The sequence below is a fragment of the Variovorax sp. NFACC27 genome (assembly GCF_048301545.1).
GTDB lineage: Bacteria > Pseudomonadota > Gammaproteobacteria > Burkholderiales > Burkholderiaceae_C > Variovorax > Variovorax gossypii.
This window is the reverse complement of sequence record NZ_CP157613.1, coordinates 5,987,470-6,011,952: the sequence shown is the minus strand read 5'-3', so window position 1 is coordinate 6,011,952 and position 24,483 is coordinate 5,987,470. Positions and strand designations below refer to the sequence as shown.

At 66.4% G+C, this 24,483-nt stretch carries 18 protein-coding genes and 3 tRNA genes; 17 read left to right on the top strand and 4 right to left on the bottom strand.

Annotated elements, in window-relative coordinates:
* The 6 genes from purF to ABL840_RS28140 all read left to right on the top strand — a co-directional run bounded on the left by purF (position 1) and on the right by ABL840_RS28140 (position 4,515).
* Complete coding sequence (gene purF / locus ABL840_RS28165; RefSeq protein ID WP_093305244.1) at positions 1 to 1,503, top strand: amidophosphoribosyltransferase; 1,503 nt, start codon at positions 1 to 3, stop codon at positions 1,501 to 1,503.
* A gap of 11 nt (positions 1,504 to 1,514) precedes the next feature.
* Positions 1,515 to 2,741, top strand: a complete 1,227-nt coding sequence (locus ABL840_RS28160) for an O-succinylhomoserine sulfhydrylase (protein ID WP_093305243.1) — start codon at positions 1,515 to 1,517, stop codon at positions 2,739 to 2,741.
* Between the two features lie 4 nt (positions 2,742 to 2,745).
* A complete protein-coding gene (gltX, locus tag ABL840_RS28155; RefSeq protein WP_093305241.1) occupies positions 2,746 to 4,134 on the top strand; it encodes a glutamate--tRNA ligase in 1,389 nt (462 codons plus the stop codon).
* 35 nt (positions 4,135 to 4,169) lie between these two features.
* A tRNA-Ala gene (locus ABL840_RS28150) sits at positions 4,170 to 4,245 on the top strand.
* A gap of 48 nt (positions 4,246 to 4,293) precedes the next feature.
* Positions 4,294 to 4,369, top strand: a tRNA-Glu gene (locus ABL840_RS28145).
* 69 nt (positions 4,370 to 4,438) lie between these two features.
* Positions 4,439 to 4,515 (top strand) — tRNA-Asp (locus tag ABL840_RS28140).
* Positions 4,516 to 4,583: 68 nt separating this feature from the next.
* Here the strand turns inward: ABL840_RS28140 and ABL840_RS28135 are convergent.
* Entirely contained in the window at positions 4,584 to 5,558 is a 975-nt protein-coding gene (locus ABL840_RS28135) for a LysR family transcriptional regulator (RefSeq protein ID WP_176947563.1), read from the bottom strand.
* An 81-nt stretch (positions 5,559 to 5,639) separates the two neighbouring features.
* Between ABL840_RS28135 and gstA the strand changes: the two genes are divergently transcribed.
* Together gstA and ABL840_RS28125 are read left to right on the top strand one after the other, a co-directional pair.
* On the top strand, positions 5,640 to 6,254 hold the full coding sequence (gene gstA, locus ABL840_RS28130) for a glutathione transferase GstA (protein ID WP_093305237.1): 615 nt from the start codon (positions 5,640 to 5,642) through the stop codon (positions 6,252 to 6,254).
* A gap of 130 nt (positions 6,255 to 6,384) precedes the next feature.
* Entirely contained in the window at positions 6,385 to 6,762 is a 378-nt protein-coding gene (locus ABL840_RS28125) for an HU family DNA-binding protein (RefSeq protein WP_093200374.1), read from the top strand.
* 116 nt (positions 6,763 to 6,878) lie between these two features.
* Here ABL840_RS28125 and ABL840_RS28120 read toward each other — a convergent pair whose 3' ends face one another.
* The gene (locus ABL840_RS28120) at positions 6,879 to 7,088 is read right to left on the bottom strand and encodes a hypothetical protein (protein ID WP_093200377.1); all 210 of its coding nucleotides are present in this window, start codon (positions 7,086 to 7,088) and stop codon (positions 6,879 to 6,881) included.
* A gap of 173 nt (positions 7,089 to 7,261) precedes the next feature.
* Between ABL840_RS28120 and ABL840_RS28115 the strand changes: the two genes are divergently transcribed.
* Both ABL840_RS28115 and ABL840_RS28110 read left to right on the top strand, forming a co-directional pair.
* A complete protein-coding gene (locus ABL840_RS28115) occupies positions 7,262 to 7,735 on the top strand; it encodes a hypothetical protein (RefSeq protein WP_093200380.1) in 474 nt (157 codons plus the stop codon).
* A gap of 116 nt (positions 7,736 to 7,851) precedes the next feature.
* A complete protein-coding gene (locus tag ABL840_RS28110; protein WP_093305235.1) occupies positions 7,852 to 9,681 on the top strand; it encodes a bifunctional metallophosphatase/5'-nucleotidase in 1,830 nt (609 codons plus the stop codon).
* Between the two features lie 30 nt (positions 9,682 to 9,711).
* On the opposite strand, the gene ABL840_RS28105 is transcribed toward ABL840_RS28110, so the two are convergent.
* Positions 9,712 to 10,371 carry a DUF418 domain-containing protein gene (locus ABL840_RS28105; RefSeq protein ID WP_176947562.1) on the bottom strand — a complete coding sequence of 220 codons (660 nt, stop codon included), beginning with the start codon at positions 10,369 to 10,371 and terminating at the stop codon, positions 9,712 to 9,714.
* A 277-nt stretch (positions 10,372 to 10,648) separates the two neighbouring features.
* On the opposite strand from ABL840_RS28105, the gene ABL840_RS28100 reads away from it, so the two are divergent.
* Positions 10,649 to 11,233 carry a YSC84-related protein gene (locus ABL840_RS28100; protein WP_093200389.1) on the top strand — a complete coding sequence of 195 codons (585 nt, stop codon included), beginning with the start codon at positions 10,649 to 10,651 and terminating at the stop codon, positions 11,231 to 11,233.
* Between the two features lie 52 nt (positions 11,234 to 11,285).
* On the opposite strand, the gene ABL840_RS28095 is transcribed toward ABL840_RS28100, so the two are convergent.
* Entirely contained in the window at positions 11,286 to 12,134 is an 849-nt protein-coding gene (locus tag ABL840_RS28095) for a plasmid replication/partition related protein (protein ID WP_093305231.1), read from the bottom strand.
* Between the two features lie 285 nt (positions 12,135 to 12,419).
* Here ABL840_RS28095 and ABL840_RS28090 point away from each other — a divergent pair, with 285 nt between their 5' ends.
* The 6 genes from ABL840_RS28090 to ABL840_RS28065 all read left to right on the top strand — a co-directional run bounded on the left by ABL840_RS28090 (position 12,420) and on the right by ABL840_RS28065 (position 24,479).
* On the top strand, positions 12,420 to 12,941 hold the full coding sequence (locus ABL840_RS28090; RefSeq protein ID WP_093305229.1) for a sigma-70 family RNA polymerase sigma factor: 522 nt from the start codon (positions 12,420 to 12,422) through the stop codon (positions 12,939 to 12,941).
* 52 nt (positions 12,942 to 12,993) lie between these two features.
* Positions 12,994 to 13,260 (top strand): DUF4880 domain-containing protein, encoded by a 267-nt coding sequence (locus ABL840_RS28085; RefSeq protein WP_093305227.1) that lies wholly within the window; start codon positions 12,994 to 12,996, stop codon positions 13,258 to 13,260.
* A gap of 152 nt (positions 13,261 to 13,412) precedes the next feature.
* Positions 13,413 to 13,664 (top strand): MbtH family protein, encoded by a 252-nt coding sequence (locus ABL840_RS28080; protein WP_093305225.1) that lies wholly within the window; start codon positions 13,413 to 13,415, stop codon positions 13,662 to 13,664.
* On the top strand, positions 13,664 to 14,410 hold the full coding sequence (locus ABL840_RS28075) for a thioesterase II family protein (protein WP_093305223.1): 747 nt from the start codon (positions 13,664 to 13,666) through the stop codon (positions 14,408 to 14,410). The genes ABL840_RS28080 and ABL840_RS28075 overlap by 1 nt, the downstream gene beginning before the upstream one ends.
* Positions 14,411 to 14,583: 173 nt before the next feature.
* The gene (locus tag ABL840_RS28070; RefSeq protein WP_418116034.1) at positions 14,584 to 19,848 is read left to right on the top strand and encodes an amino acid adenylation domain-containing protein; all 5,265 of its coding nucleotides are present in this window, start codon (positions 14,584 to 14,586) and stop codon (positions 19,846 to 19,848) included.
* Entirely contained in the window at positions 19,848 to 24,479 is a 4,632-nt protein-coding gene (locus ABL840_RS28065; protein ID WP_093308079.1) for a type I polyketide synthase, read from the top strand. The genes ABL840_RS28070 and ABL840_RS28065 overlap by 1 nt, the downstream gene beginning before the upstream one ends.
* The last annotated feature ends 4 nt before the right edge of the window (positions 24,480 to 24,483 follow it).

Here is a 24,483-nt window from a genome sequence, read left to right as displayed (position 1 = left end):
ATGTGTGGAATCGTCGGCGTTGTCAGCAACGCACCCGTCAATCAGCTGCTCTATGACGCGCTGCTGCTCCTGCAGCACCGCGGTCAGGACGCCGCAGGCATCGTCACCCTGCAGGAACGCAAGTTCTTCATGCACAAGGCCAAGGGCATGGTCCGCGACGTGTTCCGCACGCGCAACATGCGCGCGCTGCCCGGCAGCGTGGGCCTGGGCCAGGTGCGCTACCCGACCGCCGGCAACGCCTACAGCGAGGAAGAGGCCCAGCCTTTCTACGTGAACGCGCCCTTCGGCATCGTGCTCGTGCACAACGGCAACCTGACCAACGCGCATGCGCTGCGTTCGGAGCTGTTCTCCACCGACCATCGCCACACCAATACCGAGAGCGACTCCGAAGTGCTGCTCAACGTGCTGGCCCACGAACTCGAGCGCGCGTCTCGTGGTGTGCCGCTGCATCCGGCCGAGGTGTTCGCCGCGGTCAAGAGCATGCACAAGCGCCTGCGCGGCTCGTACGCCGTGGTGTCGCTCATCGCCGGCCACGGCCTGCTGGCCTTCCGCGATCCGTACGGCATCCGCCCGCTGTGCATGGGCCGCAGCGCCGACGGCACCGTGATGGTGGCGAGCGAATCGGTCGCACTGGAAGGCTCGGGCCATACCTTCGAGCGCAACATCAACCCCGGCGAGGCCGTGTTCATCGACCTCGAGGGCAATGTGCATTCGATGCAGTGCGCCGAGTCGCCGACGCTCAACCCCTGCATCTTCGAATTCGTCTACCTCGCGCGTCCGGACTCGGTGCTCGACGGCATCTCGGTCTACCAGGCGCGCCTGAACCTGGGCGAGACGCTGGCCAAGCGCGTGGTGTCGACCGTGCCGCCGAACCAGATCGACGTGATCATCCCGATTCCCGAGTCGAGCCGCCCGAGCGCCACGCAGCTCGCGCACCTGCTGGGCGTACCGTACCGCGAAGGCTTCGTGAAGAACCGCTACGTCGGCCGCACCTTCATCATGCCGGGGCAGGGCGTGCGCAAGAAGTCGGTGCGCCAGAAGCTCAACGTGATCGGCAGCGAGTTCAAGGGCCGCAACGTGCTGCTGGTCGACGACTCCATCGTGCGCGGCACCACCAGCCGCGAAATCGTGCAGATGGCGCGCGATGCCGGCGCCCGCAAGGTCTACCTCGCCAGCGCCGCGCCGCCGGTGCGCTACCCCAACGTCTATGGCATCGACATGCCGACCAAGGACGAGCTGGTGGCGCACGACCGCACTGTCGAAGAAATCCGCGAACTGATCGGCTGCGACGCGCTGATCTACCAGGACGTCGACGCCATGAAGCGCGCCATCGGCTCGCTCAACGCCAAGCTCGACGGCTTCGACGCATCGTGCTTCGACGGCGTGTACGTGACCGGCGACATCGACACCGACGCCATCTCCCGCATGAACGGCAACCGTCCCCGCATCGAAGAGACCGAAGAGGATTCCTCGCGCCTCGCGCTTCCCAATCACAGCGAGTGAGAGCAGACGAAGTGACCGACGACGAACGAACACTGCCGCCGGGGTTGCATCCCGACACGCTCGCGCTGCGCACCGGCCTCGCGCCGAGCCAGTACGGCGAGCATTCCGACGCGCTCTTCCTGACCAGCGGCTTCGTGCAGCCCGACGCTGAGACCTCGATGCGCCGCTTCGCGGGCACCGAGCCGGGCTTCACCTATTCGCGCACCTCAAACCCGACCGTGACCAGCTTCGAGCAGCGCATCGCGGCGCTCGAGGGCACCGAAGCGGCGATCGGCGCGTCGACCGGCATGGGCGCGATCCTCATGATGTGCATGGGCCTGCTGAAGGCCGGCGACCATGTGGTCTGTTCGCGCTCGGTGTTCGGCTCCACGCTGAACCTTTTCGGCAAGGAGTTCGCCAAGTTCGGCGTCGAGACCACTTTCGTGTCGCAGACCGACGTCGCCGAATGGCGCGCGGCCGTTAAGCCCAACACCAAGCTGCTGTTCGCCGAGACGCCGACCAATCCGCTTACCGAGGTCTGCGACATTCGAGCGCTGGCCGATGTGGCGCATGCGGCGGGCGCGCTGCTGGCGGTCGACAACTGCTTCTGCACGCCGATCCTGCAGCGTCCGGCGGCGCTGGGCGCTGACCTCGTCATCCACTCGGGCACCAAGCACCTCGACGGCCAGGGCCGCGTGATGGCGGGCGCGATCTGCGGTCCTTCGAAGCTCATCGTCGACGTGTTCGGACCCATCGTGCGTACGGCCGGCATGGCGCTGGCGCCGTTCAATGCGTGGGTCGTGCTCAAGGGCATCGAGACGCTCGGCATTCGCATGAAGGCGCATTGCGCGAACGCGATGGACATCGCTCAGTGGCTCGAGAAGCAGCCCGGCGTTGCACGCGTGTACTACCCCGGGCTCGCTTCGCACGCGCAGCACGAACTGGCCATGCAGCAGCAGTCGGGGCAGGGCGGGGCGGTCGTGTCGTTCGACGTGGTCGGCGATTCGCCCGAGACGGCGCGCGCCAATGCCTTCCACGTCATGAACAGCACGCGCGTGGTGAGCCTCGCGACCAACCTTGGCGACGTGAAGACCATCATCACGCATCCGGGCACCACCTCGCACGGCCGCCTGACCGAGGCGCAGCGCCAGGCCGCCGGCATCGGCCAGGGGCTGATCCGCCTCGCGGTCGGCCTCGAGCATGCCGAAGACATCAAGGCCGACATCACGCGCGGCCTGAGCACCCTGTATTCACGATAACGAAATGACCGGCAAAGTACGCACCCGCATCGCACCATCCCCCACGGGTTTTCTTCATCTGGGCACGGCACGCACGGCCCTCTACTCGTGGGCCTATGCGCGCCACTATGGCGGCGAGTTCGTGCTGCGCATCGAGGACACCGACGTGGCCCGTTCCACGCAGGACTCGACGGACCAGATCCTCGCGTCGATGCACTGGCTCGGCCTCGAATACGACGAAGGCCCGATCTACCAGATGCAGCGCCTGGAGCGCTATCGCGAAGTGATCGCGCAGATGCTGGCGGCCGGTACGGCCTACTACTGCTACTGCACGCCGGCCGAGCTCGACGAGATGCGCGAGGCGCAACGCGCGCGCGGCGAGAAGACGCTGTACGACCGCCGCTGGCGTCCCGAGCCGGGCAAGGTGCTGCCGCCCGTACCCGAAGGCGTGCCGCCGGTGGTGCGCTTCTGCAATCCGCCCGAAGGCGACGTCACGTGGAACGACCTCGTGAAGGGCGAGATCACCATCAACAACCGCGAGATCGACGACCTCATCATCCTGCGGCCTGATGGTGTGCCGACCTACAACTTCGCGGTGGTGGTCGACGACTGGGACATGAACATCACGCACGTGTTCCGCGGCGACGAGCACATCAACAACACGCCGTGGCAGATCAACATCTTCCGCGCGCTTGGTGCATCGCTGCCCGAGTTCGGCCATGTGCCGGTGATTCTTGGCGACGACGGGCAGAAGCTCTCGAAGCGTCGTGGCGCAGTGAGCGTCACTGCCTATGAAGACAACGGCTACCTGCCCGAAGCGATGCTCAACTACCTCGCGCGCCTTGGCTGGAGTCATGGCGACGACGAGCTCTTCACGCGCGAGCAGATGGTGAGCTGGTTCGATGGTTCGCATCTGTCGAAGAGCCCCGCGCAGTGGGATGCGGCCAAGCTCGCGTGGGTCAACGCGCAGTACATCAAGGCGAAGAGTGGTGATGAGCTCGCACCGCTCGTTGCAGCACAGTTGCAGAAGCGAGGCATCGTTGCGGACGAGCGCTTGCCTGCGATCTGCGCGCTGTTCAAGGACCGTTGCGAGACCACGGTTGCGCTCGCCGACTGGGCTGCTGCGTTCTATGCGGACATCAACGTGACCGAAGCCGATCGTGCGCAACACATCACTGATGCAGTGAAGCCCGCAATCGCAACGCTCGCTGAAAAAATGATGACGGTCGCGTGGGATAAGGCCTCGATCGCAGTTATGATCAAGGAAGTCCTCGCGACACACGCATTGAAGATGCCGGTGTTAGCGATGCCAGTACGAGTGCTTGTGATGGGAACACCGCAAACACCGTCCTTGGATTCAGTCCTCGAAATTTTTTCCCGCGAAAAAGTTATCGAACGATTGAGAAAGGCCTGAAATTCGGGCTATAATCTGAGGCTCGACACCCACACGGGGGTATAGCTCAGCTGGGAGAGCGCTTGCATGGCATGCAAGAGGTCAGCGGTTCGATCCCGCTTACCTCCACCAGTGTGTCGAGATGGTTAGAGATGCTGATCGCAGCACGTCCAAGGTTTTGACCCTATCGTCTAGAGGCCTAGGACACCACCCTTTCACGGTGGCTACCGGGGTTCGAATCCCCGTAGGGTCGCCAGTTTCACTTCAGTGAAGCAGGCATGAGTCGTCAACACTCGGTTCCGCAAGGAGCGAACGTTGTCTACCAGGAGTGGTAGTTCAGTTGGTTAGAATACCGGCCTGTCACGCCGGGGGTCGCGGGTTCGAGTCCCGTCCACTCCGCCAGTCAGAAGCCCTTGCAGCTCAATGAGTTGCAAGGGCTTTTCACTTTCTGGCCTCTTCTCTTCTTCCCTCTATTCGATCAGCGGACTCGGGCGCATCACGCCCGCGAGTTGCTGTTTGCCCGACAGCAGGAAGTCGATGAAGGCACGCACGCGGCGTGGCATCGAGCGACTCGCCGGATAGACCAGCGATGCAAGCTTTGGCGCAGGCTCGAAGTCCTGCAGCAGCCTGTCCAATCGACCGCTGGCGATGTGCTCGTTCACGACGAACATCGGCAGATGCGCGATGCCCAGTCCTGTCACCGTCATCGCCGCAAGGTGATGCATGTCGTCCGAGCGCACATCGGCGCGCGTCTCGATCTGCAGCGGCCCTTCCGGTGTCTTGAAGTTCCATGACTCCTCCCGACCATCCGGCCGCGTATAGGCCAGGCACTGGTGCGCGAGGAGTTCTTCAGGTCGTGATGGCCGCGACCTCCCTCCGAAACACGCAGGTGCCGCGACGGTGACGAACTGCCCGTATCCCAACGGACGTGCCACGAGGCTCGAATCGGGCAGGGCGCCCACGGCGATCGCGACATCCAGCCCCAGATCGAAGATGTCCGACAGCAGCATGGTCGACACGATCTCGATGCGCAGTTTCGGATGTCGCGCGAGCAGCGCCGGCAGCATAGGCGCGACGACGAATGTGCCGAAGAGTGGCGGCAATCCCACGCGCACGGTGCCGGACACCGCATGCGCGCCCGCCCCAGCTTCTTCCACCGCTTCCGCCAGCAGTTCGAAGGCTCGCGCACAACGTTCGTGAAACGCCATGCCTTCCTCGGTCAGATGCAGCGCCCGCGTCGTGCGCGTCAGTAGCTGCACGCCGAGGTCGCTCTCGAGTCGACCGATGGCTTTGCTCACGGCCGACGGCGTCATCGCGTGCAGCGCCGCGGCAGCGGTGAAGCTGCCCGCATTGGCCACCGTCACGAATACGCGTGCATCGGCTTCCGATATGGGCAACTCGTGAGTCCGGCTCATCAGTCTTGTGCCTTCAGCCTGCTTTTTCATGAAGCTCCTCGCGGCCACCATTCGTGGCGTGCACATCGATCACATCGACACAGCCCGTCTGACCATCAACAGGAGCCGATCATGAAACTCTTCTACAGCCCCGGTGCTTCTTCATTGTCCCCGCACATCGTGCTGCACGAGGCCGGCCTGAGCGCGGAGATGATCCGTGTCGACCTCGAAACCAAGACGCTGCCTTCCACCGGGCAGAGCTATCTGCCGATCAACCCCATGGGCAAGGTGCCCGCGCTCGAGCTCGACGACGGCGAGGTGCTGACCGAAGGCATTGCCGTGCTGCAGTACCTCGCCGATCTCGCTCCGGCGTCGCAGCTTGCACCGACGGCCGGCACCATGGCGCGTCATCGTTTGGCCGAGGCCCTGAGCTTCGTCGCGACCGAGCTGCACAAGGGCTTCGCGCCCATGTTCGATCCCGACGTGCCGGCAAGCTACAAGCAGAGCCTCATCGCAGACACCCGGGCCTTCGAACGCGTCGCATCGCTGGTGCAGCCGGGGCCGTACATCCTCGGCGAATGCTTCACCATCGCGGATGCGTACCTCTATCCGATCCTGCGTCTCGGCCGTCATGCAGGACTCGATTTCTCGCCGTGGCCGGCGATCGTCCGCTACATGAAGTCGGTCGCGAAACGCCCCGCTGTACATGCAGCAATGCAGGCAGAAGCACTGATCGAAGATCGATAGATGAAGGTTTGAAGCGACCGCGTTACATCCGGGCTCTCGCAGTCGAATAAACTCCGCCCCGCTTGCAGCTTGTATTCGTGCTGCGCCGCCATAGGCAACATGGCGAAATTAAACCTATCAGGAAACTCAGTTGAACCGCATCGAACTCGTCGAAAAAATCGCCGCCGCCCACAACCTCAGCAAGGCAGAAGCCGCGCGCGTTCTCGAGACCATCACCAGCTCGATCGTCGCCGCCGTGAAGAAGGACGACCCCGTCCAGATCGTCGGCTTCGGCACTTTCAAGCAAGTGGCGCGCGCCGCTCGCTCGGGCTTCAACCCCAGCGCCGGCACCAAGATCAAGATCGCCGCACAGAAGGTGCCGAAGTTCGTGCCGGGCGCAGCCTTCAAGGCCGCCGTGGACCCGAAGGCTGCAAAGCGCAAGGCCGACAGCAAGGCTGTGGCCGCCAAGCCCGCCGCGAAGAAGGCTGCCGCGCCCGCCAAGAAGGCCGCCGCTGCCAAGAAGAAGTAAGAGGCAGTGACGAAAGCGTCGCGGCCATGCGCTGCGAACGCAGAAACGAAAAACGGCCCGAAAGGGCCGTTTTTTCATGGGCGGCGCACCTTGCCTGTCGATGCGCTGGTTCTTCCTCAGTCGGGTTGGATCACGCCCTCGCTCAGATAGCGTTCGTACTCGGCGATCGGAATCGCCGTCGTCTGCATGTTGCCGGCGTCGCCCCAGCTCAGCACGGCGCTGTCAGGCGCCAGTTGAATCTCGATGGGGCCCTGGGGAATGAGGATCAGGGGGCCGTCGCCAGCCCGATATTCGACATTTCCTGTGACTTTCGCATTGGCTGCCATGGCTTCGTTCCTCGGGATGTTGGGGAATGCGGGGGACGGAACCCAAGCGTATAGGAATCCGGTGTCCTGCGGGTGCTTTGGCGTGCGCTTATCCGTGCAGATCGAATGGCTGTCCGCCGGGCGATGGCGCGTCATACCGGCGTCACGTGCCGCGTGGCACGCTCGCGCCTCGAATGACGAAGCCGATCCGAAGATTTCTTGCGCTGTCGATTGCCTGCCTCGCGATCCTGGCGGCGGTCGTCGGATGGCATCTGGCCTGTGGCAGTGCCACCGAGGTCCGCGTGGCCGACGCAGCTCCGTCGCTCGAAATCCGATGGCACGGCGGAGGCATCGTTCTGCAGGGAACGGTGCAGGACGTCGCCACCCAGCGCTCCCTAGCGGAAGGCGCGGCCGCGCGCCTGGGCGGCGAGAGCGACCAGGTGACCGACTGGCTCGACATCACGCCCACCGCGCCGCCGGTGGCAGACGCGGCGGCGCTCGCCAAGGTCATCCTCCTCGGACAGGAGGGCTGGCACCTGCAGCGTCGGTCGACCGAAGGCTTGCTCGCGGTGCAGTCGCCGACCGACGAGCGCAGCATGCAGGCAAAAGCGCTCCTGCAGGCTGCATTCGGTCCCGGCATCGCGATCCGCCTCGTGCAGTTGCCCTGAGCGGCGACGACGCCTCTTTGGATCTTCTCGCCCCGTCATGGGGCCTTCATGGCCTCGTCATGAGTCGTGTCCAGCATCCGCTGCGGCATTTCCAAAAACCGAGGAGAGAGGTTCCCATGCACCCATCGTTGAAGCACTTCGCCCTCGCCGGCGTGGTGGTGGCTTCGCTGACTGCCTGCGGCGGCAGCGGCAATTCGAACAATTTCATTCCTTTCGTGCCGCCACCCACGGCCGGCAATCCTCCGGCGCCTGCGCCCGCCGTTCCCGGCAGCATGGACGTGAAGCTCATCGCCTTCAACGACCTGCACGGCAACCTCGAGCCGCCGAAGCTGTCGATCACCGCGCCCGCCAAGAGCGGTGGCACGGTGCCTGTGCCTGCCGGCGGCGCGGCCTACATGGCCTCGGCCATCGCTTCGCTGAAGGCGCAGAACCCCAACAACGCCGTTGTCTCGGCCGGCGACATGATCGGCGCGTCGCCGCTGGTCTCAGCGCTCTTCCTCGACGAATCGACCATCGAAGCCGTCAACGCGATGAAGATCGACTTCAACGCGGTCGGCAACCACGAGTTCGACAAGGGCCAGACCGAGTTGCTGCGCATGAAGAACGGCGGCTGCGCGAAGAACACCGCGCTCGAGCCCTGCCGCGTGAACAAGAGCTTCCCGGGCGCCAACTTCGGCTTCCTCGCGGCCAACACCGTGAAGGGCGACGGCAACACGCTGTTTCCCGCAACCGGCATGAAGACCTTCACGAAGGACGGCGCCACGGTGAAGGTGGCCTTCATCGGCATGACGCTGAAAGGCACGCCGAACATCGTGACGCCGGCCGGCGTTGCGGGCCTCACTTTCAAGGACGAAGCCGACACGGCCAACGCGCTGATTCCGCAGCTGAAGTCGCAGGGCGCGGACGCCATCGTCGTCGTCATCCACGAAGGCGGCACCACCACCGTGGGCTACAACGACAAGAGCTGCACGGGCCTGAGCGGCGACATCCTGCCGATCCTCAACAAGCTCGACTCCGCGGTCGACGTCGTGATCTCGGGCCACACGCACCGCTCCTACGTGTGCGACTACGGCAAAACGAACCCGGCCAAGCCTTTCCTGCTGACCAGCGCGGGCCAGTACGGCACGCTGCTGACCGACATCAACCTCACCATCGACACGAAGACGCGCAAGGTGACGGCCAAGACCGCCGACAACGTGATCGTGCAGGGCGAGGCCTACACCAGCGGCGCCACCACCGTAGCGCTGACCGACCAGTACCCCGTCTTCGGCAAGAACCAGGAAGTGGCTGCGCTCATCAGCCAGTACCTCGCGATTGCGGGGCCGCTGGTGCAGCGTGTGGTGGGCTCGCTCACTACGACGGCTACGCGCGCGCAGGACCCGCAGACCAAGGAAAGCGTGCTGGGAGACCTGATCGCCGATGCGCAACTGGCCGCAACCAGTCCGGCCGGCAAGGGAGCTGCGCAGATCGCCTTCATGAACCCGGGCGGCGTGCGCGCCGACCTCGCGCCCGCCGGCGACGGCAGCGTGACCTACGGTCAGATCTTCGCCGTGCAGCCCTTCGGCAACAGCCTCGTGGTGAAGACCATGACCGGCGCGCAGATCAAGGCAGTGCTGGAGCAGCAGTTCAACAGCGGCTCCAACACCACGACTTCGCCCAAGGTGCTGCTGCCTTCCGCAAGCTTCAAATACAGCTTCAACCTTTCGGCACCCGCTGGTTCACGCATCACCAACATGTCGCTCAACGGCACCGCGATGGCCGACGGCACCAGCTACCGCGTGACGATGAATAGCTTCCTGGCCACCGGCGGCGACAACTTCACCGCCTTCAACCAGGGCACCGACGCGCTCGGCGGCGACCAGGACGTGGATGCCCTGGAGGCCTACATCAAGGCGAACAGCCCGCTGGCGCCTCCGACGCCCAACCGCATCTCAGTCTTGCCCTGAGCAAGCGGTGAACGAGGGGGCAGGCTGTGTTCAGACAGCCTGCCCCTCAGGGTGTGCCCACCTCACGGACCTTGAGCGAGACCGCGCGAGCCATAGGCAGCTGAACACGGCCTGCAGCAAGGCAATCGCGACACAGGGCAAGGCAACCCCCAGCAGGAGCCCGAAGCGCGGCTCCAGCGCATGGAAAAGGCCAAGCAAGAACAGCACTTGCACGAGGTAGTTCGCCGATGCCATGCGTCCCATGGGGGCGAGCTTGCACAGCCGTCGGCGCAAGCGCGGCTGCTGGAACACCAGCACGAATGCCGCGATGCAGAACGCGAACAGGGCCGGCGCGATCGGTGCCATGCCTTGCGGCAGCGCGATCGCGACAAGGCTGACGGCAAGTGCAGCCTGCAGCAGGCGAGCCCACAGGTGCTGGTATGCAACCGACTCCTTCAGCATGCGTTGCGAGAGCAGGCGCACGGCCCCAGTCTTCTCGCCGGGCCGGCCGACCCGCGTCGCGAAGCTCACGCCGAAGAGCAGCGCGAGGAGGGCGGCAGACGTTGCGGCGAACTCGAGCGCCGAAGCACTGAACAGATTGAGCACAGGCGCGCACAGTAGCGCGAAGCCGCGCAGTGCGTCCGGCAGTGCGAGGCGGCGGGCGCTGCCGGAGCGAGAGTGGCGCGGAAACCTTGCGAGATCGAGTGTCATGGGAGTGCGCGAAGTCGGTTCGATGCCAGATCGCGGACGGCCTTGTGCAGCCGCCCGCACCAGAGCCGCGATGCTACGAACCCGCATTGCACGAACATTGCGCCTGATTCGGTAGGACGAGCGGCCATCGGTTCATCGACGCCGTGACCTTGCGTAGGCCGATGCCTTCAACCGGATTTGCCCGGTTTTCGCGGACTTAGCATGAGCCGATCTGCCATCGCAGGCAGAGTTCTCGTTCATTGCCGATCCATGTTCTCAACAAGGAAAGGATTCCGTCATGAAAGCCATGAACTTCCGAACGCTGGCGTTCTCGTCCATCGTGGCGGCGTGCAGCCTGGCATTCGTCGGGTGCACCACCACGCGGCCGCAGGACCAGGCCAGCAGCGCGTCTTCGCGCACTTCCATCGACGCTCAGGTCGATGCATCGCTCTCCAAGCTGTACGACTCCGTGAAGGGCTCGCGTGAGCTGGTAGCCAGGTCGAGCGGCGTGCTGGTGTTCCCCGCCGTGGTGGGGGCCAGCATGGGCGTGGGCGCCGAGTACGGGCGGGGCGCCCTGCGCGTGAACGGGCGCACGCAGTCCTACTACAGCACGACCGCCGGCTCCGTGGGATTCCAGGCCGGTGCGCAGTCGAAGGCGGTGATCTATGTCTTCACCACCCAGGCGGCGCTTGACCAGTTCCGTAACAGCAAGGGCTGGACGGCCGGTGCGGATGCCACCGTGGCACTCGCAACCATCGGGGCCAACGGCAGCATCGACACGAACACCCTTCGCCAGCCCGTGGTGGGATTCGTGATGACCAACGTGGGGCTTGAGGCCGGCGTTTCGCTGTCGGGTGCGAAGATCAGCGCGATCCAGCCCTAGTCAGTTCCGGTAGAAAAGAAACCCGCCGGTCCTGAGCGGACCGGCGGCGAGTTCAATGCCCGAGCTGCGCCTGCAGCTCGGCGACTTGCCTACGCAGCGATTCGTTCTCGGCAGTGAGGTCCGCCACGCGCTGCTGCAGCGCCTGAAGCGTGTCCGCGCTGCCTTCGTCCTCTGAAGACGCTTCGGCGGATTCCGCGCGCGGCTTCTTCTTCGACTCGCGCACGCGCTTGGCTGCCTGCTTGAGTTCGTCCTTGCCCGCGTTCGCGGCCGAGACCTGCTCTTCGGCCGGCAGCGTGGCCACGGCCGCCGCGGTGTTGATCGAGATCACACCCGATTTCACGGCCGCCACCAGTTCCGGCGCAGCCTGCTTCTGGATCTTCTCGATCATCACGACCTGACTGCTGCTCAGGCGCGCAGCCTTGGCGATGGCCTCGCGACTGTTGAGCGGCGCGGGCGGCGGCAGGGACGCCGCAGCCGCATCGTCTTCCGGCGTCGCGTCGGCGGGCGGATCGACGTCGAACGGCGCGTCCGACGAGAAGGGGGCCGACTCCGCCGGTGCCATTGCGGAACGGCTGCGCTGCTGGTCGACGATGTCCTTCTTCCTCAGCGCGAGGACGCCGCGCAGATAGTCCGAAATGCTGCGCCGGCCCAGGTGCTGGTCGATCATCCAGAGGTGCACGTCCTCGATGGTCTTGAAGCGCGGGTTCTGCACGGTCTTGAACGGCAGGCCATGTTTCTGGCAGATGCCGTAGCGGTTGTGGCCGTCCACCAGCACGTCGCCCCACAGTACGAGCGCGTCGCGGCAACCCTCGGCGAGGATGCTCCGCTCCAGCGCCTCGTGTTCCTCCGGTGTCATGGGGTCGATGTAAGCCTTGAGTTCTTCGTTGACGACGATGTTCATGAGGGGGCAGGAAACGGAGCGGGGCAAAGGGGCGGGATTTTAGATGGGCCCGGCTTTCGGCTTTTTGGTGCGCTGGTGGGATGTCTCTGTTTGGTGCGTCCAAACGTCTATAGGAGTAAGGACACATTCGCAAATTTGCGCTGTCATCCTTTTGTAAATATTAATGATTCTTATTTAAATGTGTGAGCTGGACGCCCGAACTGAGCGGGCTGCAGCCACGCCAAGGCGCCCGACGTGCGCTGTTTCGAGATTCGATGCCTGGCCCAATCTGGAGTTGTTCAAAAAATGCTGTCACTCTCGTCCGAGTCTTCTCTGGGGGATGTTTTTGTCGCCAACCGGGCCCAACTCCTCCACGTGGCCCGCAGGATCGTTCGTACCGCGGACCTTGCCGATGACGTCGTGCAGGACGCCTATCTCCGGATCGCCGACGGTGCCTGTGACCGCAAGGTCGACAAGCCCATGGGCTACTGCTGTCAGGTGGTGCGCAATCTGGCGCTCGACCACTGCCGCCGCCAGTCGCTCGAAGCCACCTACCGCACCTTCGATGTGGACGTGGAGACGCTGGATGTCCCGGGCCCGCCATCGCCCGACCGCGTGATGAGGGACAGGCAGGTGGTCGGCCTGATCGAGCAGGCGCTGTCGGCCTTGTCCCCGAGGACGCGCGTGGCCTTCCAGCTCTACCGGCTCGAAGGACTCACGCAGCGCGACATCGCAGTGCAGATGGGCTGCGCGCTCGGGCTCGTGAACCGCCTGATCGCCGAAGCGGACGAAGTCATCGGCGCAATGCGCCACCTGATCAAGGATTGACTTGCGCGAGCGAGCTCCGGTGCCGGCTGGTGTAAGGTAAAACCGTACACGCATGGCACAAGAGCAAGACGACCTCATCTGGCGCACCGCATGGGACTGGGTGCGGCGCGAGCATGATCGCGAGAATTTCGGCGAGGGCTCGCGTGTCGAACTGGTGGCATGGCTGCTCGCCGACCCCGCCCACCGCAAGGCCTACCACAAGGCCGCCCGGCTCTGGCTGCTCGCCGGCCTCGTGCCGCCCACCATCGACGTCGATGCGTGGAAGAAGAGCCAGGGCCGGGCCACCTCCGAAGACTCGGAACCCGACCGCGACGCCTGATCGCCGCCGGCCGGTCTCCCTCCCGCCACCCCCGGAGCCCGGGGTGAACAGATTCGGTCCCGAATCGTCATGTTGATCAGAAGCGCAGCAATCGACCGCCTGCCGGTCCGCTTGCCCGCGAGCTTCCTCCATCAACCGCACAAGGACCACCCATGTCTACCAGCTGCTTCGATCGCGAAGACGAAACCTTCATCGTTCTGATCAACGAGGAAGACCAATATTCCATCTGGCCCCACTGGAAGGCCGTCCCCAGCGGCTGGAAGGCTGTCGATGGCGTGAAGGGCGACAAGAAGGCTGCGCTCGAGTTCGTCGAGAAGAACTGGACCGACATGCGTCCCAGGTCGCTGCGCGACTGGATGGCTGCGCAGGATCGCGCGCCTTCCGTGGAAGCTGCCGCAAGCTGATGGCCGGGCCGGCGAGGGTTTCGCTGCTGTGCCTGCCCTGTGCGGGAGCCAGCGCAACGATGTATCTGCGCTGGCGGCAACTGCTGCCGCGCTGGATCGAGGTCGTGCCCGTCGAACTGCCGGGCCGGGGCATGCGCATGGGCGAGCGCTTCGTCGAGACCTACGACGCATTGGTCGAGGGGATCTGCACGGAGCAGGCGGCCGCGATGCAGGGCAGCTTCGCGATCTTCGGTCACAGCATGGGCGCGTTGCTGGCCTACGGTGTCGTGCAGCGACTGCGCTCGCTCGGTCGGCCGTTGCCGCTGGCGCTTTTTGCGTCGGGCAGTTCGGCGCCGTCGCAGCGCGATCCGGATCGCCTCCCTGACACGCATGACGAGGACGCGCTGATCGCCGATCTGCGCAAGCAGGGCGGCACGCCCGAGGAGGTCTTCGCCAGTGCCGAGCTGATGCGCATCACCCTCGACACGTTGGGCGCGGACTACCGCGTCTGTCAGAGCTTCGAATATGTGTCGGCGGACATGCCCCTGCCCATGCCCCTGCATGTCTTCGCGGGCCGGCAGGACGACATCGACGCTGCGCGCGTCGAGGCCTGGTCGGCGCACGCCGGTGGCGCGTTCTCGCTCGACTGGTTCGATGGTGGCCACTTCTTCATCCGCCAGCACGAGGCGGCAGTCCTGGCTGCACTGGCGCGTCGCCTGGGGCTGTCCGTGGCTGGAGGGCGGCATGCATCTCATGCGGTTGCGTGACGCATTGCCAGCAGGCATCGAGGCCTGTCGCCCGGATGCCGCCCCGTGGTGCGCCAGCACGCCGGCATGAGTGAACGCTGCCGGCCCGGCGCCGGCAGCGCCCTTTCTAATTTTCTGGAGTGAGCGAGATGGCACGCACGGCGGCAACGACGCTGAATCTGGGGCATCACCCGATGTCCGCGAATTTCGTGGAACACCTGCGGGCATTGGCGCAAGGCCGGCCGGACGATGTCTGGCTCACGGTGGCGGGCGAAGCGGATGGCGCCTACTTCGAGAAGCCGATCACCTACGCCGTCTTCGAGGCGCGCGTTCGTGCGCTGGCGGCCCGCCTGCAACGGCAGTTCGCCAAGGGCGAGCGTGCCCTGGTCATGCTCGACAACGACGACCACTACGCAGTGAGCATGCTGGCGTGCTTCTATGCCGGCGTGATCGCGGTGCCGGTGTTTCCGCCCGAATCCATGAGGCCGCAGCATCTCGCGCGGCTGACGGGCATTGCAGAGGATTCGCAGGCGCGCTGCGTGCTCACCTCGGCGGCGATGCGTGCCGCGATGACCGGCGCACCTGATGCGTTCGCGCAGGCCGAGATCGTCGCCGTCAGCGAGGTGGACCTCGCCCTTGCCGATGCGTGGACGCCGTTCTCGCCCGCGGCGGACGATGCCGCGTTCCTGCAATACACCTCCGGCTCGACCTCTGCCCCCAAGGGCGTGATCGTGACCCATGGCAACCTCATCGCCAACGAGCGCGCCATCCGCGACGGCATGGGCATCGGCCCGGACGACAAGTTCGTGTCGTGGGCGCCGCTCTATCACGACATGGGCCTGATCGGCGGCCTCATGCAGCCGCTCTACAGCGGCATTCCGCTGGTGCTGACCTCGCCGCGCTACTTTCTCGAAAGCCCGGTTCGCTGGCTCGAGCTGATCTCGCGTCATCGCGCCACCCTCAGCGGTGGCCCCGACTTCGCCTACCGCCTCTGTCTCGACCGCGTGAAAGGTTCGCGCCTGGCGGGGTTGGATCTTTCAACATGGCGTGTCGCCTACACGGGCGCCGAACCCGTACGCGCCGACACCGAAACCGAATTCATCGAGCGATTCGCGCCCGCGGGCTTCGGTCCCGATGCCGTATATGCCTGCTACGGACTCGCGGAAGCGACCCTGTTCGTCACCGGCGGCCGGCGCGGTGCCGGACTGGTCGCGCGCACTTTCTCCGCCGATGCACTGGCCAGGGGCGAAGGTGCTGAAAGCGCCCAGGGCACGATGCTGGTCGGCTGCGGTGCCGCGCCGGATCGCCATGAGGTGCGCATCACCGACCCCGATTCGCTCGCTGCGCTCGAAGCGGGCCGCGTCGGTGAAATCTGGGCCGGTGGCCCGAGCATCTGCGCAGGCTACTGGGGCAAGGAGCGCGAGGCCCGCGAGACCTTCGCCATGCACGAGGGGCGACGCTGGTTGCGCACGGGCGACCTCGGCTTCATGCACGACGGCCAGCTCTACGTCACGGGCCGCATCAAGGACCTGATCATCGTGCGCGGGCACAACATCTACCCGCAGGACATCGAGCGCACGGTCGAGGCCGAGATCGATGCCGTGCGCAAGGGGCGCGTCGCCGCCTTCGCGGTGTCGGGGCCCGATGGCGAAGGCATCGGGGTGGCCGCGGAGGTTTCGCGCAGCATGCAGAAGCTCGTGCCGCCGCACGTGCTGGTCGATGCGTTGGGTGCTGCCGTCAGCGAGGTGTTCGGCGAGGCGCCTGCCGCCGTGGTGCTGCTCAATCCGGGCGCGCTGCCCAAGACGTCGAGCGGCAAGCTGCAACGCCAGGCGTGCCGCGCGGGGCTTGCGGCGCGCAGCCTCGATGCCTATGCGATCCACGAACGCGGTGTCTTCACGCATGGCGGCAGCGGGCCTTCCACCCAGCCGGAGGCGCCGGTGCTCGATGAAATCGGGCTGGCGGTCTCGGCCATCTGGAAGGACGTGCTCAGGTGGCCCGAGGATCGCGAACTCGCGCACGACGCGCATTTCTTCACCTCGGGCGGCAATTCGCTTGCAGCGGTTCAAGCTTGCGCGCGTATTGCCCGGCATTGGGGCATCGGGTTCGAACTGCGCGATCTCTTCGAGCATCCCCGGCTGACCGCCTGCGCGGCCATCGTGCGCGACCGCAAGGACAGCCCGGGCCGCATGTCGGGCGTGGCGGCCGTCGAGCCGCTGTCCGCCGAGCGCCGGCTGCAGCCCTTGCCGCTGTCGCACGCGCAAGAGCGCCAGTGGTTCCTGTGGAAGCTCGCGCCGCAGAGCACTGCGTACCACATGAGCGGCGCCCTGCGCCTGTCGGGCGTGCTGGATGCCGTCGCGATGCATGCGGCATTCGAGGACATCGCCGCGCGCCACGAGTCGCTGCGCACGGTGTTCCTGGCAGGAGCAGACGGAACGGCCGAGCAACTGATCAGCCCGTCTTGGGCGCCGATCCTGAACCTGATCGACCTGCGCCACCTCGCGACCACCGCCGAGCGCGAAGCGCGTGCAGCAGAGGAGGTGCAGCGCCTGCACGCCACGCCGTTCGATCTGACGCAGGGACCATTGCTGCGCGTTGCGTTGATCCGCCTTTCAGACACGTCGCACTTTCTGGTGGTGGTGATGCATCACATCATTTCCGACAGTGCGTCGATGCAGGTGCTGCTCGATGAGCTGGCTGCCGGTTATGCCGAAAGGCTGAAGGGCGGCACGCCTTCGCGACGCGCTGCGGCACGCATCCAGTATGTCGATCATGCGGCGTGGCAGCGCGGCTGGCTGGCCGAGGGCGAGGCCGGGCGGCAGCTGGACTGGTGGCGCTCGCAGCTCGGCGAAGAGCATCCGGTGCTGGCGCTGCCGACCGACCATCCGCGCACGGCGCGGATCGGATACCGCGCGGCACGCCATGGCGTCGAAGTGCCTGGAGAGTTGCTGGCTGGCTTGCGCCGGGCGGCGGCAGGCGAAGGGGCCACGCTGTTCATGGTGCTGCTTGCCGGTTTCCAGGTGCTGCTGCACCGATACAGCGGGCAGGAAGACATTCGCGTCGGCGCGCCGGTGGCGAATCGGCGCGGGGTCGAGGCGGAGAACATCATCGGCTTCTTCGTCAACACCCTCGTGCTGCGCAACCGTATCGGCGCCCGCATGCGCCTGTCGGATGTCGTGGCACAGGCGAAAGAGGCGGTGCTGGGCGCGCAGACGCACCAGGACCTGCCGTTCGAGCAACTGGTCGAGGCACTGCAACCGCAGCGCAGCCTGAGCCAGAGCCCGCTGTTCCAGGTGATGTTCAACCACCTGATCGAAGACTACCGGGCGCTGGCACGGCTGCCGGGACTCGAGGTGGCGCACCACGCGCTGCCAGATGGAGAGGCGCAATTCGAGCTCGTGCTGGAAGCACGCGAGACGCCCGATGACCGGTTGACGCTGAGCCTGGTCTACGCCTCGGAGCTGTTCGATCGAGAGACGGTGGAGCGGATGGCAGGGCATTACCTGTCGGTGCTGCGGGCGCTGGTCGAGCAGCCGCAGCAGGCGGTGGGGGATGTGGTGCTGGTGGGCGAAGCCGAGCGCGCACAGCTTGCGGCGTGGAGCGAGAACCCGCGCTGCCACGAGGATGCCCAACCGGTGCACCGCCAGATCGAGTCTCATGCAAGGCTCAAGCCTTCGGCATCTGCTTTGGTCTTCGGCGACGAAGCCCTGAGCTACGGCGAACTCAATGCCCGCGCGAACCGCCTGGCGCATCGCCTGATCGCCTCGGGCGTGGGCCCGGACGTGCTGGTGGGCCTCTGCGTGGAACGCTCCGTCGAGATGATGGTGGGCATCCTGGCGGTGCTCAAGGCCGGCGGCGCCTACGTGCCCCTGGACCCCGAGTACCCCGCAGACCGCCTGTCCTACATGGTGCAAGACAGCGGCATCGAGCTGCTGCTGACCCAGAGCCACCTGCGCAGCCTGATCCCGGGTGCCGACTCCCTTCAAGTGCTGGAGCTCGACACCCTCGACACCTCTGCCGAGCCCGCGTCCGATCCCCAAGTCTCTTTGCACGGCGAACACCTGGCCTACGTGATCTACACGTCCGGCTCCACGGGTCGTCCCAAGGGAGCGGCCATCCGGCATGAGGCTCTCTTCAGCTGCATGGCGTGGATGCAGGAGTTCTACACCCTCGCTGGAGCGGACACGGTGCTGCACAAGGCGCCCTTCGGCTTCGACGTGTCGGTGTGGGAGATGTTCTGGCCGCTGACCTCGGGAGCGCGGCTGGTCATCGCCAATCCGGGAGACCACCGGGACCCGGTGCGGCTGGTCGAGTTGATCCAGAGACACCAGATCACGACGCTGAACTTCGTGCCCTCGATGCTGCAGGCGTTCCTGGCGTACGAGGGGATAGAGAAGACGACGAAGCTCAAGCACATCATCTGCGGGGGAGAGGCGATGCCCGCGGCCACGCAGAGGGAGGCGCTGCAGAGGCTGAGCGGAGCGACGCTGCAGAACCTGTACGGGCCGACGGAGACGACGATCCACGTGACGCAGTGGACGTGCCGGGATGATGGAAGCAGCCAGGTTCCGATCGGACGTCCGATCAGCCAGACGCAGGCGTACGTGCTGGACGGGAGCCTGAACGAGGTGCCTGCGGGTGTGGCGGGAGAGCTGTACCTGGGGGGCATCAATCTGGCGCGGGGGTACCTGAAGCGAGCAGGGCTCACAGCCGAGAGGTTCATTGCAACCGACAACGGAAGCAGGCTGTACCGCACGGGAGACCTTGTGCGGTGGAACAACGATGGCCAGCTGGAATACCTGGGGCGGATCGACCACCAGGTGAAGGTGCGGGGGTTCCGCATCGAGCTGGGGGAGATCGAGGCGGGGCTGCAGGCCCAGCCTGAAGTGCGTGAAGCGGTCGTCGTTGCGAACGAGGGCCCGGCCGGGACCCGGCTGGTGGCCTATGTCTCGGGCAACGCGGGCCAGGTGATCGACACGGCAGCCCTGAAGCAGAAGCTGGGCGAGGCGCTGCCGGACTACATGGTTCCGAGCGTGATCGTGGAGCTGGAGGCGTTGCCGCTGAACGCGAACGGGAAGGTCGATCGCAAGGCGCTCCCCATCCCCGCCATCACCAGCGACAAACCCTACGAGGCCCCGCAAGGCCCCATCGCCGAAACCATCGCCGCCATCTGGGCCGAAGTGCTGCAGATGGAGAAGGTCGGCATTCACGACAACTTCTTCGACCTCGGCGGGCACTCGCTGCTGCTGGTCCGCGTGCACCGCCTGCTCGAAGACAGGCTGCGCACTTCCGTCGCCCTGGTCCAGCTTTTCAAGTACCCCACGGTCGGTTCGCTGGCCCAGTGGATGGAGCGCGGCGCCGCCGCACCCACGGCGTCGTCGCCCACGGCCGGCGACGACCGTGCGCTGCGCCAGCGCGCCGCCTTGCTTCAACGTCGCAAATTCGCGGAAAGAGTCAACTGATGAACACCCCCAACGAACAGGCCGGGCAGCCCGATGCGGCCGCCACCACCGGCATCGAGATCGCCATCGTCGGCATGGCGGGGCGCTTTCCGGGCGCCGACGATGTCGACGTGTTCTGGCGCAACATCCGCGACGGCGTGGAGTCCGTCGCTGGCTTCACCGACGAGCAGCTGCGCGCCCGAGGCGTTTCGCAGGAGCTGCTCGACGATCCGGCCTATGTGAAGGCGGGCGTCCAGTTCAAGGGCTTCGACCAGTTCGATGCCGGCTTCTTCGGCTACTCGCCGCGCGAGGCCGAGTACCTCGATCCGCAGCAGCGCATCTTCCTGGAGTGCGCGTGGGCCGCGCTGGAGCACGCCGGCTGCGACGCGCACAGCTGGCCGGGCAAGATCGGCGTCTACGCGGGCGAAGGCCCCAACCTGTACCTCATGCGGCACCTGCTGCCAGCGTTCGGCCTGGGCGACGGACGCGGCATTGCCGACCTGCTGGGCCTCATGAGCGGCAACTCCGGCGGATCGCTGTGCACCCGCGTGGCCTACAAGCTCAACCTGCGTGGCCCGGCCGTCACGGTGCAGACGGCGTGCTCGACCTCGCTGGCCGCGGTGCACACAGCCTGCCAGTCGCTGCTGGGCTACGACTGCGACATGGCACTTGCCGGCGGCGTGTGGCTCAACCTGCTGCAGGACAACGGATACCTCTACCAGGCCGGAGCCATCCTGTCGCCCGATGGCCATTGCCGCGCCTTCGACGAGAAGGCCGCGGGCACGGTGATCGGCAGCGGCGCGGGCATCGTGGTGCTCAAGCGACTGGACGACGCGCTGCGCGACGGCGACACCATCCACGCCGTCATCAAGGGCTCCGCCGCCAACAACGACGGTGCCGACAAGGTCGGCTTCACCGCGCCCAGCGTCAACGGGCAGGCCGAGGCCATCCGCGCGGCCCAGCTGATCGCCGGTGTGCCCGCCGAATCCGTGGGCTACATCGAGGCGCACGGCACCGGCACGGTGCTCGGCGATCCCATCGAGCTGGCCGCACTGACGCAAGCCTTCCAGGCCCATTCGGGACGCACCGGCTATTGCGCCATCGGCTCCGTCAAGACCAACGTGGGCCACCTCGACGCGGCGGCCGGCGTCACCGGCCTCATCAAGACCGTGATGGCGCTGAAGCACAAGACGCTGCCGGCGAGCCTGCATTTCGAGCGGCCCAATCCGCAGATCGACTTCGCGGCGAGCCCGTTCTACGTCAATGCAGCGACCAAGGCATGGCCCACGGGCGCCACGCCGCGTCGGGCGGGGGTCAGCTCGTTCGGCATCGGCGGTACCAATGTGCATGTGGTGCTCGAAGAGGCGCCGGCCGTGAAATCGGCCGAAACATCGTCCAGCTGGCAGGTGCTGCCGCTGTCGGCCCAGAATGCCGCCGCGCTGCAGCAAGCCGGCCGGCAACTGGGCCGCCACCTCGAAGCGTCGAGCGACCAGTCGCTTGCCGACATCGCGCACACGCTGCAGAGCGGCCGTCGCGCGCAGCCGCTGCGCGCGGCCATCGTCGCCAACGGCAATGCCATGGCCGCGCAGACGCTGCTGTCGCCCGAGGGCGGTTTCGAGCAGGTGATGCGCGCGCCGGCCACCGCGCCCGAGGTCGCCTTCCTTTTCCCCGGCGGCGGCACGCAGCACGCCAACATGGGCGCGGCGCTGTACCGCGACGACCCGGTGTTCCGCGGCGAAGTCGACCGCTGCTGTGCCCTGTTGAATGACGCGATGGGCATGGACCTGCGCCAGCTGTTGTACCCGGCGGCCGGTGCCGAAGCCGCAGCCGACCACAAGCTGTCGTGCATCGAATACACGCAGCCGGTGCTGTTCATCGTCGAGTACGCGATGGCCCGCGCCTGGATGGCACGCGGCGTACAGCCCGCCGTGATGCTGGGCCACAGCCTCGGCGAATACGTGGCGGCCTGTCTGGCCGGCGTGTTCAGCCTGGAAGACGCGCTGCGCATCGTCACCGCGCGCGGCCGCCTGATGCAGTCGATGCCCGCTGGCGCGATGACGGCCATCGCGCTGACCGAGGCCGAACTCGCACCTTTCCTCCAGGCCGGCTGCGACATCGCGGCGATCAACGGCGAGCAGCTGTGCGTGCTCGCGGGGCCGTTGCAGGCCATCGAGGCGGCCGAGACGCAGCTGTCCGCCCGCAGCCTGCTGCCGCGCCGCCTGCATGTCGCCATTGCGTCGCACTCGGCCATGACCGAGTCCATCGTGGCGGAGCTGCAGCAGGTGGTCGCCTCGGTGCCGCGCCATGCGCCGCGCATCCCGTTCATCTCCAACGTCACCGGCAAGCCCATCACGCCCGAGCAGGCGGTGGATCCGGCCTACTGGGCAAGCCATCTGCGCAGTACCGTGCGCTTCGCCGACGGGTTGGCCGTGCTGCTCGGTGTGGCCGGGCGTGTCGTGCTCGAAGTGGGCCCGGGCGAAACGCTGGCCGGGCTCGCGCGGCAGCATCCGCTGGCCGCGTCGGCTGCAGGCATCTGGGCTAGCCAGGCACATCCGCAGCAGCAGGCCCGCAACGAGCGGCAACTGGCCAGCGTCACCGGCGCGCTCTGGTGCGCCGGCGTGCAGATCGACTGGGCCGCCTGCCGCGCAGGCCAGCCGCGTCGGCAAGTGCCGCTGCCGACCTATCCGTTCCAGCGCCAGTCGTACTGGGTCGAGGCGGGCAGTTTCGAGGGCGGCGCCAAGGCCGGCGCGACAGGCGCGGCGACCGACGTTTTCTACGTGCCCACCTGGAAGCGCACCGAACCGCTGTTGCCCGTGCAGACCCCTGCGCCGGCTGGCACGTGCACGCTGGTGTTCGGCGAGACACGCAGCCTCACGGACAGCCTGATCCGTCACCTGCACCATGATGCCGATACGCACCCCGTGGTCTGGGTGGAGCAGGGGCCTGCCTTCGTGGAGATCAGCCCGCGCCACTACGCGGTGCGTCCGGGCGAGCGGTCCGACCACGAGCAGGTGCTGCGCAAGGTGCAGGCCGAGCTGGGGCCGGTCTCGAAGATTCATCACTTGTGGAGCGTTGACGACGAACTCGCGGCGCCTTCGCAGTCGGACCAGATGCTGGAGCGCGGTTTCTTCAGCCTGCTGGCCCTCGCGCAGGCGCTGGACGCCGTATCGGCCGGCAGCGAACGCAAGCTGGCGATCCAGGTCGTCGCCAACCAGATGGAAGACGTCAGCGGGCTGGAGCCCCTGTGCCCCGAGAAGGCCACGTTGTTCAGCCTGGCCAAGGTGATCGGACAGGAATATCCGCACATCGACTGCCGCGTGACCGACGTTGTGTTGCCCGTGCCCGGCAGCGACGCGGAGGCATGGCTGGTGAAGCAGCTTGCGGCCGATGTGTCGGCGCGTCATGACGAGCCGGTGGTGGCATATCGCGGGCCGCATCGCTGGGTGAAGGCCTATGAGCCGCTGGCCCTGCCGGCACCGGGCGCCGGGCCGCAGCAGCGGCTGCGCACCCACGGCGTCTACCTGATCACCGGTGGTCTCGGCGGTGTCGGGCTTTCCGTGGCGCGGCACCTTGCCAGGTCGTGGCAGGCGAAGCTGGTGCTGTTCGGACGCACCCCGCTGCCCGAGCGCAGCAGATGGGAAGCGCTGGCCGCATCGCCCGAGCAGCCGGCAGCATTGCGCCAGAAGCTGCTGCAGCTGCTGGAACTCGAAGCGCTGGGCGGCGAAGTGCTCGTGCTGTCGGCGGATGTGGCCGATGCGGCGCAGATGCAGGCAGCCGCCGCACAGGCCCGGGCGCGTTTCGACGCCATCCACGGCGTGATCCACGCGGCAGGCCATGCCAACAGCGGGATGATCGGCCAGCGCAACCGTGCCATGGTCGACGCCGTGTTCGCGCCCAAGCTGCGCGGTACGCAGGCACTGCTCGAAGCGGTGCGCGAAGACGCACTCGATTTCGTGCTCTTCTGCTCGTCCATCTCCAGCATGGCCGGCGGCCTCGGCATGAGCGACTACGCCGCGGCCAACGCGTATCTCGATGCATTGGCCGCGCAGGTGCAGCGCAGCGCCCGCCACGCCGTCTTCTCGGTCAACTGGGACGCCTGGCGCGACCTCGGCATGGCCGCGGGCATGGTGCTGCCCGAAGGCGTCGGCATGGACGGCCCCGAAGGCGCGCTGGCGCTCGAGCGCATCGTCAACGGACCAGCCTTCTCGCAGGTCGTGATCTCCACGACCGATTTGGAGCAGCGCCTCGGTGAACTCGACAGCGGCATGCTCGAGCTGATCGAGTCCGGCCCCCTGGCCCATGCGGCACGCGCCGGCCGCCGCAACCATCCACGCCCTGCACTCGACACGCCCTACGTTGCGCCCGATGGCGACCTCGAAACCGGCCTCGCGGCGGTCTGGCAGGACATGCTGGGCATCACCGCCGTCGGCATCCACGACAACCTGTTCGAACTGGGCGGCGACTCGCTGCTCGCCATCCAGATCCTGGCGCGCGTGCGCAAGGCCTACGAGATCGAACTCCACCCGGCCGCCTTCTTCAAGGCGCCAACCATCGCCGACCTGGCCCTGCTGGTCGAGACCCGCCTGATCGAAGAGATCGAGAACGGCGAAAGCAGCGAGAACAAAGACCCGGCCGATGCCGCCACCGTCTGAAACA

What these genes read in the sequence shown, in the direction of transcription:
- purF (WP_093305244.1), top strand. Translation starts at nt 1, where the DNA reads ATGTGTGGAATCGTCGGCGTTGTCAGCAACGCACCCGTCAATCAGCTG.
- ABL840_RS28075 (WP_093305223.1), top strand. Translation starts at nt 13,664, where the DNA reads ATGGCCGGGCCGGCGAGGGTTTCGCTGCTGTGCCTGCCCTGTGCGGGA.
- gstA (WP_093305237.1), top strand. Translation starts at nt 5,640, where the DNA reads ATGAAACTCTTCTACAGCCCCGGTGCTTCTTCATTGTCCCCGCACATC.
- ABL840_RS28085 (WP_093305227.1), top strand. Translation starts at nt 12,994, where the DNA reads ATGGCACAAGAGCAAGACGACCTCATCTGGCGCACCGCATGGGACTGG.
- ABL840_RS28110 (WP_093305235.1), top strand. Translation starts at nt 7,852, where the DNA reads ATGCACCCATCGTTGAAGCACTTCGCCCTCGCCGGCGTGGTGGTGGCT.
- ABL840_RS28080 (WP_093305225.1), top strand. Translation starts at nt 13,413, where the DNA reads ATGTCTACCAGCTGCTTCGATCGCGAAGACGAAACCTTCATCGTTCTG.
- ABL840_RS28135 (WP_176947563.1), bottom strand. Translation starts at nt 5,558, where the DNA reads ATGAAAAAGCAGGCTGAAGGCACAAGACTGATGAGCCGGACTCACGAG.
- ABL840_RS28065 (WP_093308079.1), top strand. Translation starts at nt 19,848, where the DNA reads ATGAACACCCCCAACGAACAGGCCGGGCAGCCCGATGCGGCCGCCACC.
- gltX (WP_093305241.1), top strand. Translation starts at nt 2,746, where the DNA reads ATGACCGGCAAAGTACGCACCCGCATCGCACCATCCCCCACGGGTTTT.
- ABL840_RS28115 (WP_093200380.1), top strand. Translation starts at nt 7,262, where the DNA reads ATGACGAAGCCGATCCGAAGATTTCTTGCGCTGTCGATTGCCTGCCTC.
- ABL840_RS28070 (WP_418116034.1), top strand. Translation starts at nt 14,584, where the DNA reads ATGTCCGCGAATTTCGTGGAACACCTGCGGGCATTGGCGCAAGGCCGG.
- ABL840_RS28105 (WP_176947562.1), bottom strand. Translation starts at nt 10,371, where the DNA reads ATGACACTCGATCTCGCAAGGTTTCCGCGCCACTCTCGCTCCGGCAGC.
- ABL840_RS28120 (WP_093200377.1), bottom strand. Translation starts at nt 7,088, where the DNA reads ATGGCAGCCAATGCGAAAGTCACAGGAAATGTCGAATATCGGGCTGGC.
- ABL840_RS28100 (WP_093200389.1), top strand. Translation starts at nt 10,649, where the DNA reads ATGAAAGCCATGAACTTCCGAACGCTGGCGTTCTCGTCCATCGTGGCG.
- ABL840_RS28090 (WP_093305229.1), top strand. Translation starts at nt 12,420, where the DNA reads ATGCTGTCACTCTCGTCCGAGTCTTCTCTGGGGGATGTTTTTGTCGCC.
- ABL840_RS28095 (WP_093305231.1), bottom strand. Translation starts at nt 12,134, where the DNA reads ATGAACATCGTCGTCAACGAAGAACTCAAGGCTTACATCGACCCCATG.